Source organism: Streptomyces sp. NBC_01622 (assembly GCF_045209635.1).
GTDB lineage: Bacteria > Actinomycetota > Actinomycetes > Streptomycetales > Streptomycetaceae > Streptomyces.
Genome location: NZ_CP109293.1, coordinates 6,835,223 through 6,854,968, shown reverse-complemented (window position 1 = coordinate 6,854,968; position 19,746 = coordinate 6,835,223). Strand labels below are relative to the sequence as shown.

The 19,746-nt window shown below is 70.8% G+C and carries 16 protein-coding genes and 1 pseudogene; 5 read left to right on the top strand and 12 right to left on the bottom strand.

The genetic code is table 11. The features are described 5' to 3' along the window. Positions 1-225: 225 nt before the first annotated feature. A complete protein-coding gene (locus tag OH768_RS31680) occupies positions 226-1,233 on the bottom strand; it encodes a stage II sporulation protein M (RefSeq protein ID WP_406459254.1) in 1,008 nt (335 codons plus the stop codon). Between the two features lie 128 nt (positions 1,234-1,361). Here OH768_RS31680 and OH768_RS31675 point away from each other — a divergent pair, with 128 nt between their 5' ends. Beyond that, positions 1,362-2,441, top strand: coding sequence for an RDD family protein (locus tag OH768_RS31675; RefSeq protein WP_406459252.1), 1,080 nt, complete (start codon positions 1,362-1,364; stop codon positions 2,439-2,441). Positions 2,442-2,501: 60 nt separating this feature from the next. Here OH768_RS31675 and OH768_RS31670 read toward each other — a convergent pair whose 3' ends face one another. Both OH768_RS31670 and ahcY read right to left on the bottom strand, forming a co-directional pair. Then, positions 2,502-3,116 (bottom strand): hypothetical protein, encoded by a 615-nt coding sequence (locus OH768_RS31670; RefSeq protein WP_406459250.1) that lies wholly within the window; start codon positions 3,114-3,116, stop codon positions 2,502-2,504. Positions 3,117-3,279: 163 nt separating this feature from the next. Next, on the bottom strand, positions 3,280-4,737 hold the full coding sequence (gene ahcY, locus OH768_RS31665) for an adenosylhomocysteinase (protein ID WP_406459248.1): 1,458 nt from the start codon (positions 4,735-4,737) through the stop codon (positions 3,280-3,282). A gap of 376 nt (positions 4,738-5,113) precedes the next feature. Between ahcY and OH768_RS31660 the strand changes: the two are divergent. Continuing rightward, positions 5,114-5,563: pseudogene (locus OH768_RS31660) on the top strand (PTS sugar transporter subunit IIA); the annotation flags it as partial. 103 nt (positions 5,564-5,666) lie between these two features. After that, the gene (gene lepB / locus OH768_RS31655; RefSeq protein ID WP_406459246.1) at positions 5,667-6,227 is read left to right on the top strand and encodes a signal peptidase I; all 561 of its coding nucleotides are present in this window, start codon (positions 5,667-5,669) and stop codon (positions 6,225-6,227) included. Between the two features lie 36 nt (positions 6,228-6,263). On the opposite strand, the gene OH768_RS31650 is transcribed toward lepB, so the two are convergent. The 6 genes from OH768_RS31650 to OH768_RS31625 all read right to left on the bottom strand — a co-directional run bounded on the left by OH768_RS31650 (position 6,264) and on the right by OH768_RS31625 (position 12,195). Beyond that, the gene (locus OH768_RS31650) at positions 6,264-7,247 is read right to left on the bottom strand and encodes a cation diffusion facilitator family transporter (protein ID WP_406459244.1); all 984 of its coding nucleotides are present in this window, start codon (positions 7,245-7,247) and stop codon (positions 6,264-6,266) included. Between the two features lie 160 nt (positions 7,248-7,407). Further along, on the bottom strand, positions 7,408-8,559 hold the full coding sequence (manA, locus tag OH768_RS31645) for a mannose-6-phosphate isomerase, class I (RefSeq protein WP_406459242.1): 1,152 nt from the start codon (positions 8,557-8,559) through the stop codon (positions 7,408-7,410). A gap of 109 nt (positions 8,560-8,668) precedes the next feature. After that, the gene (locus OH768_RS31640) at positions 8,669-9,796 is read right to left on the bottom strand and encodes an SIS domain-containing protein (protein WP_406459240.1); all 1,128 of its coding nucleotides are present in this window, start codon (positions 9,794-9,796) and stop codon (positions 8,669-8,671) included. Positions 9,797-9,827: 31 nt separating this feature from the next. Next, positions 9,828-9,998 carry a Trm112 family protein gene (locus OH768_RS31635; RefSeq protein ID WP_019072213.1) on the bottom strand — a complete coding sequence of 57 codons (171 nt, stop codon included), beginning with the start codon at positions 9,996-9,998 and terminating at the stop codon, positions 9,828-9,830. A 202-nt stretch (positions 9,999-10,200) separates the two neighbouring features. Continuing rightward, the gene (locus OH768_RS31630) at positions 10,201-11,565 is read right to left on the bottom strand and encodes a phosphomannomutase/phosphoglucomutase (protein WP_406459238.1); all 1,365 of its coding nucleotides are present in this window, start codon (positions 11,563-11,565) and stop codon (positions 10,201-10,203) included. A gap of 210 nt (positions 11,566-11,775) precedes the next feature. After that, complete coding sequence (locus OH768_RS31625; protein ID WP_406465518.1) at positions 11,776-12,195, bottom strand: DUF3499 domain-containing protein; 420 nt, start codon at positions 12,193-12,195, stop codon at positions 11,776-11,778. A 279-nt stretch (positions 12,196-12,474) separates the two neighbouring features. Between OH768_RS31625 and OH768_RS31620 the strand changes: the two genes are divergently transcribed. Next, positions 12,475-12,924: a metallopeptidase family protein gene (locus tag OH768_RS31620; RefSeq protein ID WP_019072215.1), complete on the top strand. Its 450-nt coding sequence runs from the start codon at positions 12,475-12,477 to the stop codon at positions 12,922-12,924. 30 nt (positions 12,925-12,954) lie between these two features. Here the strand turns inward: OH768_RS31620 and OH768_RS31615 are convergent, their stop codons facing one another. The 3 genes from OH768_RS31615 to OH768_RS31605 all read right to left on the bottom strand — a co-directional run bounded on the left by OH768_RS31615 (position 12,955) and on the right by OH768_RS31605 (position 18,616). After that, positions 12,955-14,451: a DUF5719 family protein gene (locus tag OH768_RS31615; protein WP_406459236.1), complete on the bottom strand. Its 1,497-nt coding sequence runs from the start codon at positions 14,449-14,451 to the stop codon at positions 12,955-12,957. Beyond that, positions 14,448-18,167 carry a glycosyltransferase gene (locus tag OH768_RS31610; protein ID WP_406459234.1) on the bottom strand — a complete coding sequence of 1,240 codons (3,720 nt, stop codon included), beginning with the start codon at positions 18,165-18,167 and terminating at the stop codon, positions 14,448-14,450. The genes OH768_RS31615 and OH768_RS31610 overlap by 4 nt, the downstream gene beginning before the upstream one ends. Before the next feature lie 185 nt (positions 18,168-18,352). Beyond that, entirely contained in the window at positions 18,353-18,616 is a 264-nt protein-coding gene (locus tag OH768_RS31605; RefSeq protein WP_406459232.1) for a WhiB family transcriptional regulator, read from the bottom strand. Positions 18,617-19,224: 608 nt separating this feature from the next. Here OH768_RS31605 and OH768_RS31600 point away from each other — a divergent pair. Further along, positions 19,225-19,734: a cysteine dioxygenase gene (locus OH768_RS31600; protein ID WP_406459230.1), complete on the top strand. Its 510-nt coding sequence runs from the start codon at positions 19,225-19,227 to the stop codon at positions 19,732-19,734. Positions 19,735-19,746 lie beyond the last annotated feature (12 nt).

Below are 19,746 nucleotides of genomic sequence, written 5' to 3'. Positions count from 1 at the left end.
TTATCAGAAGTTCCGGGCCGGACTTACCGGCCGCTCTTTTCCGATTCATCGGGAGTGTGGCTTCTTCGGAATCAAAGTTCCAAGAAGCAGACAGACACTCGCTGCTGCCGACCGGACCAGATCCAGTTCTAGGCAACTGTTCAAATCTACCTCCCCGACCGGTCCGTGTCAACGGCTCCTTTGGGGCGAAGAGGAGACTAGCAGCTCAGCGGGAGTGCCCGCACATCAGGCAGCCGTAGGGACGGTTGAGCTGCGTTCGGATGCCTCGACGTCGCCTGTCTCACCGGCGCGTACGGCACGACCGCCCAGGACGTAGACGTACGACAGGAAGGTGCCTTCGGCGATGACGCCTATGCCGATGCGGGCCCAGGTGGGGAGGCCAGACGGGGTGACGAAGCCTTCGATGGCGCCGGAGACGAAGAGGACCAAGGCCAGGCCGATGGCCATGCCCACGGCGGCTCGGCCCTCTTCGGCGAGGGCGGTGCGGCGCGAGCGTGGGCCGGGGTCGATGAGGGTCCAGCCGAGGCGCATGCCCGTACCCGCCGCTACGAAGACTGCCGTCAGTTCGAGCAAGCCGTGCGGAAGGATCAGGCCAAGGAATGTGTCGAGTCGGCCGGCCGACGACATCAGGCCGATGCCGACCCCGAGGTTGAGCATGTTCTCGAAGAGGATCCAGAGGACCGGTAGGCCCAGGAAGACTCCCAGGACCAGGCACAGCGCGGCGGCTTGGGCATTGTTCGTCCAGACCTGCGCCGAGAAGGCGGCTGCCGGGTGGCTGGAGTAGTAGGTCTCGTACTCGCCCCCGGGGCGGGTGAGCCGGCGCAGTTCGCTTGGGGCCGCGATGGAGGACTGCACCTCGGGGTGGGTACCTATCCACCAGCCCAGGAGGATCGCGACCACCGTCGACAGCAGCGCGGTGGGGACCCACCAGTGGCGTGCCCTGTAGACCGCGGCCGGAAAACTGTGCCCCAAGAAGTGCGTGACATCACGCCATGAGGCTCGACGGGTTCCTGTCACCGCACTACGCGCGCGTGCCACGAGTTGACTGAGCCGACCGGTGAGCTGGGGGTCTGGGGCGCTGGACTGGATCAGGGAGAGATGGGTGGCCGTTCGCTGGTAGAGGGCGACTAGTTCGTCGGCCTCGGCACCGTTGAGGCGACGCTGGCGGCGGAGCAGCGCGTCGAGGCGGTCCCACTCGGCTCGGTGGGCCGAGACGAAGACGTCGAGGTCCATCTGGTTGCCTGCTCCTCGGCTGCTCGTCGACTACTGGTCGTGGATCAGCTTGTCGTACTGGGGCGCGATGTGCCCTCAGCTTGGCAGACTGGCTGTTCCAGGGGCAGGGCAGGGGAAGGGCGGCAGGCGTGAGTGAGCTGGTGACGGGCGAGGCGGTGGCGTTGGAGTTGCGCCCCGCGAGGCTGCCCAGCAGGGCGCTGGCGGTGTTGCTCGATCTGATCGTGGCCATGGCCGCTTACATCGGTGTGAGCGTGGCTCTGATGTTCTCCACGGCCTCTTTGGACGACGCGGCGCAGATCGCGCTGTCGATCGCGGCCTTCGTGCTGGTTCTGGTGGGCGCGCCCATAGCGGTGGAGACGCTGAGTCATGGGCGTTCGCTCGGGAAGCTGGCGTTCGGGCTGCGCGTGGTACGGGACGACGGCGGGCCGATCCGGTTCCGGCACGCCCTCGTGCGGGGTGCCATCGGTGTGGTCGAGATCCTGATGACGTTCGGGACCGTCGCCTGTATCGCCTCGCTCGTTTCGGCGCGTGGTCGACGACTCGGGGATGTGTTCGCGGGCACTTTGGTCGTACGGGAAAGGGTGCCTGCCGGACAGACGTCCTTCGTGCCGCCTCCGCCACTCTGGCTGACGGGACGTTTCGCCGAGCTTGATCTGTCCGCCGTTCCCGATGGGTTGTGGCTGGCCATCCGGCAATACCTGACGCGGATGCAGCAGTTGGATCCGCAGGTGGGTTGGGCCATGGCCGAGCGGCTTGCCACGGATCTCGTCGCCCGTACGGGAGCCCCGGCGCCGCAAGGTGTTCCGCCGGCCGCATATCTGGCGGCAGTGGTGCAGGAGCGGCAGGAGAGGGACATGCGGCGGGCCTTCGGGAACCGTGGGGTAGGCGGCTATTCGCCGTCTCAGGCGTTCGGGAGCGCGTCGGCAGGCGGGGTCAGGCCTGGGACCGGTGTGCCGGGCGCCTTCGGCAACGCGGCGCTGCAGCCGTCGTCGGCTCCTCAGCAGTCTTCGGCTCCTCCTCAGACTTCCGGCTCTGTTCCCGCGCCGGCTCCCGTTGGCTGGTCGGCCCCAGCCACTCCCCCTTCGCCCACCGCGGGCGGCACGGGAGCCGATCCGGTCCCACCGACGCCCGGCCCGCAGCCCCCAGCGCCGCAGAAGGCATCGCCCGCCGAGCCTCGGCCCTCCACCGGATTCGCGCCGCCCGCCTGAGCCCCCCTCACCGGCCGGACCGGAATCCCCTCCCCGTCGGCCGACCGGGAACGGCGTTGCTCAGCCGAAGACGGACGGCGGCGACTCCAGCTCCTCCAGTTCGATGCCGGGGGCCGCGAGCACGACGTCGCCGGCGATGTGCACGGCGTGCTGCTCGCCCGTGTCCAGGGCTGTGACCTGGTATTCGTCCACGGTCAGAGGGCCGTTGTCAGTGCCGTGTGTTTCTCTTTTCAGCAGAGCCCAGGACTGGTCCACGGTGCGCGGGGCGAGGACCGGGTCCGTGAAGGTGACGAGGCGGACGCGGGTCGCGGCGGAGGAAGGGGTGAGGCGCAGGAGACGGGTGGTGGCGATGAGGAACGCGGGGGAGGTGCCGGTGAAGGCGTGGGCGCGGACATTGCCTTCGGAGGCATCGGTGCCGGTGGGGTCGGTGCGGACCCAGGTGACGCCGTCGAGGGCGGCGCCGCGCACCTGCCAGCCCGCCGCGTGGAGTTCCAGCCGGATGGGACGGCCGAGTTCGTCGAGGGTGAGGTCGACAGAGCCGTGGTGATCGCCGGAGGGAGCGGTGAGCTGGGAGACGTAGCGCCAGCCGGAGGGGCCGGGGGCGCACTGGAAGTGCTCGTCTGCGAAGGGGGTGTGATCGTGCGGATCGTGGAGCGAATATCGGCCGCGGGGCATCGGGGTCCTGGGTCTTGACGGGCCGGTCCGGCCAAAGGAACCAAAGGGGCAGGCCCCCGACACGGGGGTGCGGGGGCCTGCCTCGGAGGATCTGCTGCTGAGGACCTGTCGCTGAGAACCGCGTCAGTGCACGGACGCGGTCACAGCGGACAGGGTCGTCGGCTCAGTAGCGGTAGTGGTCCGACTTGTACGGGCCCTCGACCTCTACGCCGATGTAGGCGGCCTGCTCGGGGCGGAGCGTGGTCAGCTTCACGCCGAGCGCGTCCAGGTGGAGGCGGGCGACCTTCTCGTCGAGGTGCTTGGGCAGCACGTAGACGTCGGTCGGGTACTCCTCGGGCTTGGTGAACAACTCGATCTGGGCCAGGGTCTGGTCCGCGAAGGAGTTGGACATCACGAACGAGGGGTGGCCGGTGGCGTTGCCCAGATTCAGCAGGCGGCCCTCGGACAGCACGATGAGGACCTTGCCGTCGGGGAACGTCCAGGTGTGGACCTGCGGCTTGACCTCATCCTTGACGATGCCCGGGATCTGCGCGAGGCCGGCCATGTCGATCTCGTTGTCGAAGTGGCCGATGTTGCCGACGATCGCCTGGTGCTTCATCTTGGCCATGTCCGCGGCCATGATGATGTCCTTGTTGCCGGTCGTGGTGACGAAGATGTCGGCCTTGTCGACGACCTCGTCGAGCGTCGTGACCTGGTAGCCGTCCATCGCCGCCTGCAGGGCGCAGATCGGGTCGATCTCGGTGATGATCACGCGGGCGCCCTGTCCGCGCAGGGACTCCGCGCAGCCCTTGCCCACGTCGCCGTAGCCGCAGACGACCGCGGTCTTGCCGCCGATGAGGACGTCGGTGGCGCGGTTGATGCCGTCGATCAGGGAGTGGCGGCAGCCGTACTTGTTGTCGAACTTCGACTTGGTGACGGCGTCGTTGACGTTGATCGCCGGGAACAGGAGGGTGCCGTCGCGGTGCATCTCGTAGAGACGGTGGACGCCGGTCGTGGTCTCCTCAGTCACGCCGCGGATCTCCGAGGCGAGCTGGGTCCACTTCTGCGAGCCGTCGCTGATCGTGCGCTGCAGGACCTGGAGGACGACGCGGTGCTCGTCGGACTCGGCGGTGTCGAGGGAGGGGACCTTGCCGGCCTTCTCGTACTCGACGCCCTTGTGGACGAGCATGGTGGCGTCGCCGCCGTCGTCCAGGATCATGTTCGGGCCGCCGGTGGGGGTGTTCGGCCAGGTCAGCGCCTGCTCCGTGCACCACCAGTACTCCTCCAGGGTCTCGCCCTTCCAGGCGAAGACCGGGATGCCCTGCGGGTTCTCGGGCGTGCCGTTCGGGCCGACGGCGATGGCGGCGGCCGCGTGGTCCTGGGTGGAGAAGATGTTGCAGGACACCCAGCGGACCTCGGCGCCCAGGGCGACCAGGGTCTCGATGAGGACGGCGGTCTGCACGGTCATGTGCAGCGAGCCCATGATGCGGGCGCCGGCCAGCGGCTGGCTGGCGGCGAACTCCCGGCGGATCGACATCAGGCCGGGCATCTCGTGCTCGGCGAGGGTGATCTCCTTGCGGCCGAACTCGGCCAGGGAGAGATCGGCGACCTTGAAGTCCTGTCGGTTGTCGACAGTCGTCATTGCGAGGTACTCCTCGGGGTTGGGGCGAGGTGGGTACGGCTGGTCTGCGCGGCGGCGGACACAGGGGTGCCCCAAGGAGGACACAGGCATGCCCGCGTGCGCGCAGCGCAGTCCGTCGGAGGCCCTCTCTCCCTCGGCCGGTCCGCGGTGGGACCGCCCGACCGCCATCAGCAGCGACGTCTGGCTCCGTCCCAAGTTACACCGGTAGGACCGGCGGTCCCCAGTCCGCTCCGGACAGTTCCAGCCGAACCGAGCGGGCGCCCGGCGTCGGATCGGGCTTCCGGGAGGGCGTCGACGGGGTGCGTACGAACGTCGGTGGGAAGGGGGTGGATGCGGGCGATCAGGGATGTTTGCGTCTTTGAGTCGGGCGGCGGATGTCTCAGGCCGCCTCACCGAGCAGACCGTGAAGGTCCCCCTCAACGCGGTCGGCAAGGAGGCCGCGATCCGTGAGGTAGCCGGGCTGTTGGTGCGGACCGGCAAGGTCGTGGACGTCGAGGAGTTGGTGGCGACCGCGTTGCGGCGGGAGGAGTTGGGGACGACCGGGCTCGGGGAGGAGATCGCGATTCCGCATGCCAAGACGGATGCGGTGAGTGCGCCGGTCGTCGGGTTCGCGCGGTCGGCGAAGGGGGTCGAGTGGGACTCGCTGGACGGTACGAAGGCCCGGCCGGTCTTCATGATCGCCATACCGGAGGCGGCGGCCGGTGATGAGCATCTGCGGATTCTGGCGCTGTTGTCGCGGAAGTTGACGGATGCCGGGTTCCGGAAGCGGCTGTTGGCGGCCGGTGACGAGGCGGCGGTGCTCGGTGTGCTGAGCGAGGTCGGTTAGCGGTGGCAGGCCCGCGGCTGCGGCAGGTCGCGGGCCTGCACAGTCTGTTCACAGTCGCCCGCTACCCTCTGCGCCGCGGAAGTGCCGCGTGGGGAGGGAAACGATGCCGGGCAAGGGGCGGGGACTGGGGGTCGCGGCTGTGCTGGTGGGGCTGTTGGGGGTGGTGCTGCCGCTCGGCTCCCTGCGTGTACGCGCGGAACTCGTAGGGAGTTCAACCATCAGCAGCCAGAGCATGGTGCCGACGTACAAGGCGGGTGACGGGATCATCTTCGAGAAGGTGGACGGTGGCGAGGTGCGCCGCGGTGATGTGGTGCTGTTCTCGGCGCCGGACCGGTACGGGTTCTCGGGGAATGTGATGCAGCGGGTCGTCGGGGTGGGCGGCGACGAGGTGGTGTGCTGCGCTGGATCGGGCACGGACGCGCGGATCACCGTGAACGGAAAGCCGCTGTCGGAGCCGTATGTCGAGCTGGGCGATGTCGACGGTGTGCACAAGACGTACGACGTGAAGGTCCCGAAGGGGCGGCTGTTCCTGCTCGGTGACAACCGTGCGAACGCGATGGACTCGCGTTTCTTCGCGAGCGATCACGACGGGACGGTGGCCGAGTCCGCCGTCCGGCGGCGGAGGGCGGCCCCGGTGGCGCCGTGGCCCGTGCAGCAGGGGTAGCCGGATGGGGAGAGCCCGTCGTAGGAGCCGGGGAAGTCAGTGCCCGGCCGCCGGGTGCTGGGCCGGGCCTCCGGGGGTGGCTTCGCGGTCGGGGCCCTTGGTGGCTTCGGACTCGCTGTAGATGTCGGGTTCGAGGTAGATGACGCGGGCGATCGGGACCGCTTCGCGGATGCGGGACTCGGCGGCGTTGATCGCGGTGGCGACCTCGGCGGCCGTGTCGTCGTGCTGGACGGCGATCTTGGCGGCGACGAGCAGTTCCTCGGGGCCGAGGTGGAGGGTGCGCATGTGGATGATGCCGGTGACGGTGTGGCCGTCGACGATGGCGGCCTCGATCTTCTGGACGTCCTCGATGCCGGCGGACTCACCGAGCAGCAGCGACTTGGTCTCGGCGGCCAGGACCAAGGCGATCAGGATGAGCAGGATGCCGATGCAGAGGGTGCCGATGCCGTCCCAGATGCCGTCGTCGGTGAGCAGGGCCAGGCCGACGCCGCCGAGGGCGAGGACCAGGCCGATGAGCGCGCCGAAGTCCTCCAGGAGGACGACCGGCAGCTCGGGGGCCTTGGCGCGGCGGATGAACTGCGACCAGGAGTGCGTGCCGCGCAGTTCGTTCGACTCCTTGATGGCCGTACGGAAGGAGAAGCCCTCGGCGATGATCGCGAAGACGAGGACGCCCACCGGCCAGTACCAGTGCTCGATCTCGTGAGGGTGCTTGATCTTCTCGTAGCCCTCGTAGACGGCGAACATGCCGCCGACCGAGAAGAGGACGATCGAGACGAGGAAGGCGTAGATGTACCGCTCGCGGCCGTAGCCGAAGGGGTGCTGCGGGGTGGCCTCGCGCTGGGCCTTCTTGCCGCCGATCAGCAGAAGGGCCTGGTTGCCGGAGTCGGCGAGGGAGTGGACGCCCTCGGCGAGCATCGAGGACGAGCCGCTGAAGGCGAACGCCACGAACTTCGATACCGCGATCGCGAGGTTGGCGCCGAGTGCCGCCACGATCGCCCTGGTGCCGCCTGACGCGCTCATGTGTTCGCGGTGTCCCTTCGCCTTCGTACGTCTGTGCCGGACGTCCACGTCGGACGTCTGCCCCCGGATGGGCCGTCCGACCGTCTTTGCCCGCCCTTTGCCGGTGGGCCATTCTTGCAGCCCTGCCCGGCGGCGACTCGTCAGGTATCCACAGCCCCGGTCATACGATCACAGTGGCCCGGAAGACCGTGCCGACTCCGGACACCTCGGCCTTGTCGCCGGCCGGGACGAAGACCGACTGGCCGGGGGCGAGTTCGAACTCGCCCGCCGTCACCGCACCGGCTGTGCAGAGCAGGATCTGCGGGGTGTCGAGGGTGAGGTCGTGGACGCCTGTGCCCGCCGGGAGGACGTACCGGGACAGCCGGAACTCCTCGATGGGCGTCTCGTAGACCTCCTCACCGTCCGGGGACGCCTCGGGGCGCAGCACTCCGGGGTCGCTCGCCTCGAAGCGGACGACGCGCAGGAGTTCGGGGACGTCGACGTGCTTGGGGGTCAGGCCGCAGCGCAGGACGTTGTCGGAGTTGGCCATGATCTCGACGCCGAGCCCGTTGAGGTAGGCGTGCGGGATGCCGGCGCCGAGGAACAGGGCCTCGCCGGGCTGGAGTCGGACGTAGTTGAGGAGCATCGCGGCGATGACGCCGGGGTCGCCCGGGTAGTGGTGGGCGATGTCGGCGTAGGGGGTGTAGTCGCCGCCGAGGCGGGTGCAGGCGGTCGCCGCCGCGGTGACCGTGTGGCGCATCTCCTCCGGGTCGGCGGTGAGGATCGCCGTGAGGACCTCGCGCAGGGCGGCCTCCTCGGGGTGCGCGTGCAGGAGGTCGACGTACGGCTTCAGGGAGTCGACACCCAGGCCGGCGAGCAGTTCGGCTGCCTCCAACGGGTCGCGGAAGCCGCACAGGCCGTCGAACTCCGTGAGCGCGCAGATCAGTTCGGGCTTGTGGTTGGCGTCCTTGTAGTTGCGCTGCGGGGCGTCCACCGGGATGCCCCTGCGCTCCTCGTCGGCGTAACCCTCCTTCGCCTGCTCCAGGTTGGGGTGCACCTGGAGGGACAGCGGGGCGCCGGCGGCGAGGATCTTCAGCAGGAAGGGCAGCCTGGGGCCGAACTTCGCGACCGCCTTCTCGCCCAACTCCCGCTCCGGAGCGGCCTCGACGACCTCGACGAGGGTCCCGCGCGCGGTGCGCGAGGGTGCGCCCGGGTGCGCGCCCATCCACATCTCCGCCTGCGGCTCACCGCTCGGCTCCACCCCGAGCAGCTTGGGGATGGCGGTGGTGGAACCCCAGGCGTAGGGGCGGATGGTGTTGTCGAGGCGGTCCATGTGGCTCTCTACCGGTTCTCTCTGCGTACGACCCGAGGACTACCTGGGTACGACGTGGCTTCGCGCCCCGTACGACGGTGTACGGCGGCTCAGGGATTCGACGACAAGATCAGGCGCCCGAGGCGAGCGCCAGGTAAACGGCGGCGAAATCCGTCATGGCGATCAGCTCCGCGAGGGTCTCCAACTCGCCGCCGTCCTCGGGCTCCAGCTCGCTGATCGGCGTGTCGTGGCTGAGGGCCAGGTCACGGGCGGTCGGGGCCGCGGTGAGGCCGCCGATCGGGCGGTCCCGGAGCAGCACCACGCGCGCGTGCAGCGCGGGCGCCTCGTCGACGCGGTCGCGGAAGAAGTCGTCGGGGTCGGCGCTCGCGGCGAGCGGGCCGGCCAGCAGGGCGTTGTGCTCGGCGAGCGCCTCGGGCAGCTCGGAGACGAGCGCGGGGCGGCCGGCCAACTCGGCGAGCGCGGCGGCGAAACGGCGGCCCGCCGGACCCGCCGACGCGCCCTCCGTCCAGATCACCGGGAGCGAGTCGGCGAGTTCGGCGGCCAGGGTCTTGGCGGGATTGCTGTACGTCACGACTGCGGGCCCACAGCGCTCGGCGACCTGGTCGAGCCGGTCGGCGACCTTCTCCAGGGCCTCCGGCGGCGCGCTGAGCAGGCCGGTGCGGTCCAGGAGCGCGAGCAGCGGGGTGAGCAGCGCCCAGAGGACTCCGGGGGCGGAGGCGGCCAGCGGTTCGTCGTGTTCGTACGGTGCGGTCGCCATCGGTACGAAGAGGCCGTGGGCGCCGTCCACGGCCTCAGCGAGAGGGCTGCGGGTCGGGGCCACGGCGACGACGGTGCAGCCGCGGCGGTAGGCCTGTTCGGCGAGCAGGGAGAGGCCGGGTTCGCTGCCGTCCGGGGTGGTGATCAGCAGCAGGTCCACGGAGCCCGCCCAGCCCGGGAGTTCCCAGCGCAGGGCGCCGGCCGCGGAGGCCACTCCGGTGGGTGCCAGGCGGGTGACGGGGCTGCTGGCGCCGGCGAGCTTGCCGAGCAGGTCGGCGACGCAGGTGGCGGCGGCGCCGGGGCCCGCGATCAGGATGGCGCGGGGGCGGCCGTCCGGTTTCAGGTCGTGGACTCCGGCCTCGGCGGCGTGCCGGGCGGCTGTGCGCACCCTCGCACCGGCTTCGGCGGCACCGCGGAGCAGGGTTCGGCGGTCGGCCTCGGCCAGTGCCTCCGGGGAGTCGAGCAGCGATTCGTCGAGCATGGGCGGCGGCCTCCGATCGCGTCGTCGTCGGTTACGCGGGGTGGCGGGCCTCGTCGACGAGGAGGACGGGGATGCCGTCCCGTACGGGGTAGGCCAGGCCGCAGTCCTCACCGGTGCAGATCAGCTCGGTGTCCTGCTCCTTGAGGGGGGCATGGCAGGCCGGGCAGGCCAGGATCTCCAGGAGGCCGGCTTCGAGCGGCATGGGGTGTCCCTCCGAGGCGGAATGTCTACGACGGTGCGTGCGGATGTGCCTGGTCAGGTTACCGCCGGTGGGGGGGGTGCGTGCCGGGGTTGGGGCCGACGGACCCGGGGGCTGCGCCCCCAGACCCCGCTTCGGCCTGAACGGCCTCGTTCTCGAACGCCGGACGGGCCGAAACCTCCCGACCGGCATAGAGAAGAAACCGTCAGCCCCTGATGATCCCCAGCACCTCGTCCCGCACCTTCCCCATCGTCGCCTCGTCCCGCGCCTCCGTGTTGAGCCGCAGCAGCGGTTCCGTGTTGGAGGGGCGGACGTTGAACCACCAGTCGGCGGAGGTGACGGTGAGGCCGTCGAGTTCGTCGAGGGTCACGTCGTCCTGGCCTTCGTAGGCGGCGCGGATCGCCGCGAGGCGGGCCCCCTGGTCGTCGACCGTGGAGTTGATCTCGCCGGAGCCCACGTAACGGTCGTACTGGGCCACGAGGGCGGAGAGCGGGCCGTCCTGGCCGCCCAGCGCGGCGAGGACGTGGAGGGCGGCCAGCATGCCCGTGTCGGCGTTCCAGAAGTCCTTGAAGTAGTAGTGCGCGGAGTGCTCACCGCCGAAGATCGCGCCGGACTTCGCCATCTCGGCCTTGATGAAGGAGTGGCCCACGCGCGTGCGTACCGGTGTGCCGCCGTTCTCCTTGACGACCTCGGGGACCGACCAGGAGGTGATCAGGTTGTGGATGATCACGCCCGTGCCGCCGTTCCTCGCCAGCTCGCGGGCGGCCACCAGGGCGGTGATCGCGGACGGCGGGACCGGGTCGCCGTTCTCGTCGACCACGAAGCAGCGGTCGGCGTCACCGTCGAAGGCGATACCGAGGTCGGCGCCCTCCTCGCGGACGCGCGCCTGGAGGTCGACGATGTTGGCCGGATCGAGCGGGTTGGCCTCGTGGTTCGGGAAGGTGCCGTCCAGCTCGAAGTACATCGGGACCAGGGTGAGCGGCAGACCGGCGAACACGGTCGGGACCGTGTGGCCGCCCATGCCGTTGCCCGCGTCGACGACGACCTTCAGGGGGCGGATGGAGGTCAGGTCGACGAGGCCGCGGAGGTGCGCCGCGTAGTCCTCCAACGTGTCCCGTTTCGTGATCGTTCCCGTCGGGCCGGAGACCTCGGGGGCGCCCGAGTCCAGCCAGGACTCCACGAGTTGGCGGATCTCGGCGAGGCCGGTGTCCTGGCCGACGGGGGCCGCGCCCGCCCGGCACATCTTGATGCCGTTGTACTTCGCCGGGTTGTGCGAGGCCGTGAACATGGCGCCGGGGAGGCCGAACGCGCCCGAGGCGTAGTACAGCTGGTCCGTGGAGCACAGACCGATCTCGGTCACGTCGACGCCGCGCGCCGCCGCCCCGCGCGCGAAGGCGGCGGAGAGCCCGGGGGACGAGGGCCGCATGTCGTGCCCGGTCACGATCGCACTGGCGCCGGTCACCTGGACGAAGACCGCCCCGAACAACTCGGCCAAGGACTCGTCCCACTGGTCCGGGACGACGCCCCGTACGTCGTACGCCTTCACGAGCTGCGACAAATCAGCAGACACGGCCAACCCTCCAGAAAGTCCTATCGGTCGCCCCAAACTACCCGCCCGCACCGACAGCGCGACGTGCGGTAACTGAGCCGTCCACAGACTCTTACCTGAGCTCGGGGCAGGACTCTGCGCAGCAAGTCCCTCCAGCGGGCAGGGTCACCATGGGATCGTTGAACGAACTCCCGGACAGCCGCCCCCAGTTGTCCGGCTCAGCTGTCCAGCTCAGTTGTCCGGCGACCGCAGCACCCGCAGATGCCCCCGGCGCGCGACCTCCATCGGGTCCGCCGTACGAGCCCCGCCCCTGGCCGCCCGCTCCTGCGGGCGGGCCGCCTCGCGGACCGCGTTGGCAAGCGCTTCCAGGTCGTCGCCGCTCGGGCGCGCCGGAGCGGAGCTGTCGAGGAGGCGGACGACCTCCCAGCCGCGGGGCGCGGTGAGGCGCTCGGAGTGCTCGGCGCACAGGTCGTAGCAGTGGGGTTCGGCGTAGGTGGCGAGCGGGCCGAGGACCGCGGTCGAGTCGGCGTAGACGTACGTCAGCGTCGCGACGGCGGGCCGGCCGCAAGCGGTGCGCGAACAGCGACGTACAGGGCTCACGACGTTGGACGGTACCGCACTCTTGAGCGGGCCGCGACGACTCTCTCCCAGGTCACTCCACCGTGTCGGGTTGTGAAACGCCCCACACACCTCTCCGACAACACGCCACTGACCTGCGCGAACGCCCCTTCTCGGGATCTCGAACGGGATCGGGTCCGGTCATCACTCGGTACAAACACCGTCAATTGCCTTGAGAGCGACGGACTTGGAGACATACGGAATCGAGCCCAACCTTGGCTGGAATGGTCATCCGGCGACATGGCGCCCGAGCCCCCGGACGGCGAGTGGAGTCCGGCGGCGGGACCTGACGGGGACTACGCTTCACCAGTGATGGACACCCCCGTACCGCCCCCTGCCGCCGGCCCCGGGCCCCGCCGCCGCGATCGCCACGGCCGGGGCATGCGCGGCCCGATCGCACCGCCGCAGGTTCCGCTGGCCGCGAGCCGGGCCGAGGCGTTCGCGGATCTGGTGCAGGACTCCGTGGAGCGTCTGGAGCGACGCTGGCCGCAGCTGGCCGACATCGATTTCCTCGTCCTCGAAGTCCCTCGACTGGGTGGTGCGGGCGAGGGCTGGAACGACGAGTCGGTGCCCCTGGGGGGCACGATCGCCGCCCGTGAGGGGCAGCCCGCGCGCGTGGTGATCTATCGGCGGCCGGTCGAGATCCGCACGAAGGGGCGCGACGAACGCGCGGCCCTGGTCCACGAGATCGTCGTGGAGCAGGTCGCCGAACTGCTGGGGCTCACCCCGGAGACGGTGGATCCGCGCTACGGGGAGGACTGACCCTCCCCGCGCGCGTGGGATCGCGGGCCGCTACTTCTTCTGGAGGACCGACAGGTCCTCGTCCGTCTGCGGCACCGACACCGTCCCCCGGTCGTCGGGCAGTGTCTGGATCGTGAAGCCCGGTACGCCCTCCTCGGTCGCCGAGAGCGTCCGGGCCGCGTACACCGGGCCGCCCGACTGGGGCTCGACGGTCAGCGCGTAGGTGCCCTTCAGGCCGCCGGGGACCGGGAGTTCGACGTCCTGTGTGGTACCGGCCTTGATCGTGTACGTCTTGGAGACCGGCGTACCGCCGCCGCTGCCCGCGGACGCGGTGACCTTGACGGTCGCGGTGCGGGTGGGCGCGACCAGGGACAGCGTGGAGCCCTTGCTGCTGTTGTCGGCGGCCGTCGCGCGCGTGCCGACCGCGCCGGTCGCCGGGATGAACGCCGTCTCCTGCTTGCTGCCCTTGCCCCGTACGACCTTCAGCGCGGCGACGACCGGCACGGACTGGTCGGTCGGCGTCAGGACCAGGGAGCCCGGGTCGCCGCGGGTGACGTCGCCGAGGTCGACGCCGACCGTCATGCCCGCCTTGACGTGCACGGTCTCGTGCCCGGCCGGCGTGATCATCCCGGTGGGCGAGGACAGCCGCACCTTCAGGTCGGCGTCCGAGTCGCCCGGTGTGAAGGCGATCAGCCGTACCGAGGTGGCGTCCTTCGGGATGCCCGGCATGACCAGGCTGCCCGCCGGGTCGGTGGACGCGGCCAGCCAGTCGCCGCCGAGCTTGGCGTCGAGGGCCTGCACGGACGCGCCGACCCGGCCGCTGCGCACGACCACGTGCACGGTCAGGTCGGTCTCCTGGTTGTCGGTGAGCGTGGACAGCAGGATCGGCTCGTCGGCGTGCGGCTCGACCGTGATGCCCTCCCCCACTGTCGACTTGAGGTCGCCGTCCTTGCCGTAGAGGTCGATGTCGACGACGGCGGCGGAGTCGTCCGGGTTGGTGAGGTTCACGTAGTCGGTGCGGTCGGCGGAGGTGCTGGCGCCCGGGAACCAGAACTCGGTGTCCGGGGCGGTGCAGTTGACGCCCTGGAGGCCGCGTCCGTTGCCCGCGGCGACCTCGGTGGTCTCCTGGACGGTCCAGCCGGGCGCGTACTTGCCCTCGGCCGTGCCGAGCAGCGCGGGCGAGTCGGCGCCGGAGCTGTCACCGGTGGCCGGCGTGCCGGGGGCCTTGGGCGCCAGGACGGGCTTGGCGGGCTTCTTCTTGTTCTTGCTGCTCGTGCCGTCGCCCGACTCCTCGCCCGCGGCCTGGAGTTCGGCCTTGCCGCTGTCGTCCGTGCCCGTCGTGACGGGCGTGAAGGACGTGTACGACGTGTCGGCGAGGTCGGAGGTGCTCGGCGCCGGGCACAGCAGGCTGGTGCGCTCCACGGGCAGCTGGGCGGCCGCCTTGGCGGTGTGCGCGCCGGGCGCGGCCGGTGTCTTCATCTCGGCGAACCCGGTGACGGCGGCGAGCGCGGCCACGCCGGCGAGGAAGGACAGGGTGGTGCGGTTCACTGCTGGCTCCCGTCGGGGCGCTCACTGCCGTGCGGATACTGCTGGGCGGGGTCGTACGCCGGGTCGTAGGCGGGGTCGTAGTTCGGGTCGTAGCCCTGGTCCTGCCCCTGGTTCTGGTCGTAGCCCTGTTCGTACGTCGGGTCGTAGGCCGGTGCCGGGGGCTGGCCGCCGTAGGCGTACGGGTCGTACTGGCCGCCCTGGTAGGGGTCCGCCTGGTACGACTGGTCGTAGGTGCCCGCCGGGTACTGCTGGTCGGCCTGGTACTGCTCGCCGCCGTAGGGGCCGTACTCGGCGCCCGCGTAGCTCGCGGCGTCCCAGTCGCTGTAGGACTGCTGCTGCGGGATCGCGGCGGCGGCCTCCTCCGCAGGAGGAGGAGTGGTGTCCGAGCCGAACGCGTCGAACTCCCCGGTGCCGACGGGCTCGTCCGCCTGGGCGGCGGCCTCGGTCTCCGCCTGGGCGCGCAGACGGCGGGCCCGGCGGCCCTCGCCCGCGACAGCCTGGGCCGGGATCAACTCCTCCTCGGGGAGGTCGTCGTCGACGTCACGGCGGCGGCCCGGCAGGGCGAGCACGACGAGGACGAGAGCGAGCGCGCCCTGGGTCCACAGCCAGGCGGTGTGCCCGATCGGGTCGTCGTAGGTGACGTCCAACCGGCCGCCGGAGGACGGGAGTTCGAAGCCCTGGGCCCAGCCGTCGACAGTGGTGCGGGTGAGCTGCTTGCCGTCCAGGGTGGCCGTCCAGCCGGCGGCGACCGAGTCGGCGAGGCGCAGGACGCGGCCGGTGGCGCCGGACGGGATCGTGGTGTGGATGTCGACGGGTCCTGCGGCGACCGGCTTGGGGGCGGCGGTACCGGCGACGATGGCCGCGCGGGAGACCTGCGCGTTGACCCGCCACAGGGCGCTGCCGTCGGCCTGGCTGAGCCTGCTGAGGCCGGGGGTGGCGTCCAGGACGCGGCTGACCTCGCGGGGCGCGCCCTTGTGGACGAGGACGTAGCGCACGGCGAAGCCGCCGAGTTCGTCGGCCTGGTCGGCGCCGGAGCCGGCGACGAGGTTGGCGACGACCTTGTCGAGTCTGCTGTTCTCGCCGTCCGCCGCGGCGAACTCGCCGTCTCCCATGCGGGCGCCGGAGCCGCGCACCAGCATGTAGCCGACGTGGGCGGCGGAGTCGCTGTCGAGGACGAGGGTGCGGGCCTGGTCCTGGGTGTCGCTCTCCTCGGCGACGAACGCAGGCACCTGTGTCGGGTCGCGGCGCTCCAGGGGGCCGTCGGCGCCGCCGAGCATCCAGCCGGCGGCGACGAGCAGCGGGCCGGCGGCCGAGGCGAAGGCGATCAGGACGGCCACCGGCTGGCGCCAGCCGAAGCTCTGCTCGGCGACACGCGCGCGTGCCCCGTCGGCGCCGAGCGCGGCGGCGGCGAGGAGGGCGAGGCCGTAGACGAGGGTCGCGGGGCCGGCCCAGGTGGAGCTGTTGGACAGGACGGCGAAGACGAGGCCCACCAGGGCGACGCCCCAGGCGGCCCGGATGCCGAAGGTGCGCTCGCTGCGCAGCAGGGCGGCGAGCGCGGCCAGCACGATGCCGATGAGCATCAGGCTGTTGACCGTGCCGGGGCCGCCGGGGCTGGCGCCGAGCAGGTCGAGCGGGGACGCGGACCCGGAGCCGTACTCCAGGCCTGCCTGCTGGAAGAAGCCGAACGGGAGCAGCGTCAGCGACCAGGGCGCCAGGATCAGCAGCGGGGTGCCCAACTGGGCCAGGAAGCGCAGGCCGTAGGCGGTGATGTCGCCCCTGCGCACGACCAGCAGCGCGATGCCGAGGATCAGGGCGATGGGCCAGATGATCGGCGTGAAGGCGGTGGTGACCGTCAGGAGCAGGGCGTAGGCCCAGGTGGCGCGCCAGCTGCCGCGGGCGCCCGAGGAGTGCGTCAGACCGCTGGCGGCGATGCCCGCGCGGGCCGCCAGCGGGAGCAGCACGGCGAGTACGGCGGTGCCGATGCGACCGCCCGCGAGAGCGCCGGTGGCGGCGGGGAGGAAGGCGTAGACGACGGCGGCCCAGGCGCGCAGCAGGCGGGACTCGACGAGCGGGCGGGAGGCGAAGTAGGCGGTGAAGCCGGCCAGCGGCACCGAGGCGACCAGCAGGACTGTGACGGCGAGGCCGGTCGAGCCGAACAGCAGCGAGGAGAGCATCGCGACGAACGCGAGGTACGGCGGCGCGGACGGGGTGCCGCCGGCGCCCACCGGGTGCCAGGAGTCCAGGAACCGGGACCACAGTTCGCCGGAGTCGCCGGGTGCGGGCAGCATCGCGCCGCCCGTGAGCGCGCCACTGCCGAGCAGGCCACGGCAGGCGACGAGCGAGACGAGCAGCAGCACCAGGAACAGCACCGGGCCGGGCTTGCGGGCGATGCGCTTCACGCGCGCGAACTGCTCGATCTCCAGGAAGTCCGCGTCGTCGCCGCCGGGTCCGGACTCGACCGCGCCGCCGTGCCGGCCGGCCCCCGAGGTGATCTCGGGGTCGGAGGTGTCGACGAAGCTGGCGGCGGCCTGTTCGAAGGTGGCCCGCAGGGTCGCGCCGGGCGGCGGGAAGAGCGGCCGCAGCTCCGCCTTGTCGATCTGCGGGGTGCCGCGCCTGCGCCGTCCGGCGATGATCCGCTCGGGACGAAGAAGGGTCCCCAGGAGGCCGCGGATCTCGTCGAGGGCCTGTCCGGGGATTTTGCCGACGAGATAGGCGAGGGTCCGCAGCACAGTGCCGACGACGACCCTGACGAGGACCCAGGGCAGCACGGCCGTACGGCTGTTGACGAGCAGGGTGTAGACGGCGCCGGCCTTGTCGACCTTGTGCGGGGAGGCGACGGTGCGGCCCGCGCAGTCGACCGCGCGGCGCTCGCGGGAGGCCGCCTCGGCGTGCCGTACGACCGCCTCGGGGGCGACCAGGACGCGGTGGCCGGCGGCGGTGGCGCGCCAGCACAGGTCGACGTCGTCGCGCATCAGGGGCAGCCGGCGGTCGAAGCCGCCGAGTTCGTCGAAGACGTCGCGCCGGATGAGCATCCCGGCGGTGGACACAGACAGCACGGGCCGGACGTGGTCGTGCTGTCCCTGGTCCTGTTCGCGGCGGTCGAGGCCGGTCCAGCGGCGCCCGGAGTGGGCGATGGTGACACCGACCTCCAGGAGCTGCCGGCGGTCGTACCAGCCGCGCAGTTTGGGGCCCACGACGGCCACGTCGTCGCGGCCGAGTTCGTGCTCCTGGTCCACCACGCGCAGCAGTTGGGCCAGGGCGTCGGGCTCCGGGGCGGAGTCGTCGTGCAGCAGCCACAGCCACTGGACGGGCTCGCCGTGCGGGAGTTCCGGCATGTCGTAGGCGTCGTCGCGCCATGTGCGCGTGACGGGGTCCCAGCCGCTGGGGCGCTTCAGGTACGGCAGGTCGTCCGGGGTCAGCACGGGGGCGGTGCGGTTGGCCTCCTCGACGGCCTGGCCGAAGCCGGTGCGCCGGGCGAGGTGCAGCACGCGGTCGGCGCCGAGGGTGTCGGTGACCAACTGGGCGGAGTCGTCCGCGCTGCCGGTGTCGGCGGCCATGACGCTCTGCACGGGGCGTTCCTGGCCGAGCAGCCCGGCGAGCGCGTCGGGCAGCCAGCGGGCGCCGTCGTGGGAGACGAGCACCGCGGTGACTACGTGACGCGGGAACTCAGGAGTGGCAGCGTCGTGTTGGGCTGCCGTGTGGCTGTGCACGGACATCGAGGTACGGGCCCCGGTTCGATGGACTGCGGTGGACGCATGCGTCCCGAGGGGACTGCGGTACGTCTCGGACGATCGCCCACACTATCGGCTGGGCACAGCGACGGCCCGCCGCCTGTGGATAACCCAGCTGCGACGGGCCGTTCAGTAGATCCCGAGATATGTCCCGAGGCATGCCGTGCGCTTCAGACGGCGGTCTTCTTGAGCCGGCGGCGTTCGCGCTCGGAGAGGCCGCCCCAGATGCCGAAGCGTTCGTCGTTGGCGAGGGCGTATTCGAGGCACTCGGAGCGGACCTCGCAGGCGAGGCAGACCTTCTTGGCCTCGCGGGTGGAGCCGCCCTTCTCGGGAAAGAAGGACTCGGGGTCGGTCTGGGCGCACAGCGCGCGCTCCTGCCAGCCGAGTTCCTCGTCCGCGTCGTCGACCAGCAGTTGCTGCACCAGCTCGGTCATGTGCGCCCCTCGTCTGTCTTTCGCGTCCCCGTGATGTAGCCGTTACCGATGTCGGCTGAACGACACGAGTGAAATTACAAGTGTGCTGATCCGGGCGAGTCAAGCCGAGATCTGCTATTGGGCCCCTTATTCACTCTGCGGAACCAAGGCCTAGCGGAAAGTGTTCAAATCGGCATAAACCTTGACAGGCGGCAGAGACCCTCACGGGCCTCCTACCCCGGGACGGAGCCTGTACGGGGGAGGACGCTCAGGAGTTCGATCTCGTTCCACGGGGTTTATGCGCCCGGTTGTGCGCCATGTGTCCCGATAGCCTCCTGAACAAACCTTTCACCTCCCAGATGAACCGGATGAGGTGAAACATGTCCCACATACCGGGCGTCGAGTTGACAGTGCGGGTGTGAACCGATGTTCTTGTGGGCATGCTCGCGAACTTGGCACTCACCTCGACCCGCTCCGCCGGGTCCCTCGGTGCTGCCCACGCTCGCTGTAGCTGTTGTTGCTGTTCCGGCTGTTGAGCCCTACGCGCTCCGGCCCTACCTGTTTTCTCGTTTTTTGGTGACACCCAGCCCCCGCCGTTACTTCTTACGCCGAGGAACCACCGCACCCCCATGAACAGCGACAGCGACCTCCAGATCGCCGGCGACATCCTCGAAGTCCCGCACCTCCTCCGGGCCCCGCGCGAACACCCGGCCACCGTGGCCGAGTTCGTCGGCCTGGCGCGCTCGGTCGCCGCCGACCGCGCCCAGTGGGAACATCTCGTCGAGTACGACGCGACGACCCGCTGGTACCACCGGCTGAGCGCCGGCCCCGGCTACGAGGTGTGGCTGCTGTCCTGGGTGCCCGGACAGGGCAGCGGGCTGCACGACCACGGCCCCTCCTCCGGTGTGCTGACCGTCCTGGACGGCACGCTGACCGAGCGCACCGAGCGGGGCACGCGCGCGCTGGGGGCGGGTGCGCAGCGGGTGTTCGCGCCGGGGTACGTCCACGAGGTCGTCAACGACACCCTCGAACCGGCCATAAGCCTGCACGTCTACTTCCCGGGACTGACCGAGATGCCCATGCACACGGCCTGCGCGCGGCGGACGGGGCTCGAACCAGTCGATGCCGTGACTGCCTGACGCGTTGTCGTA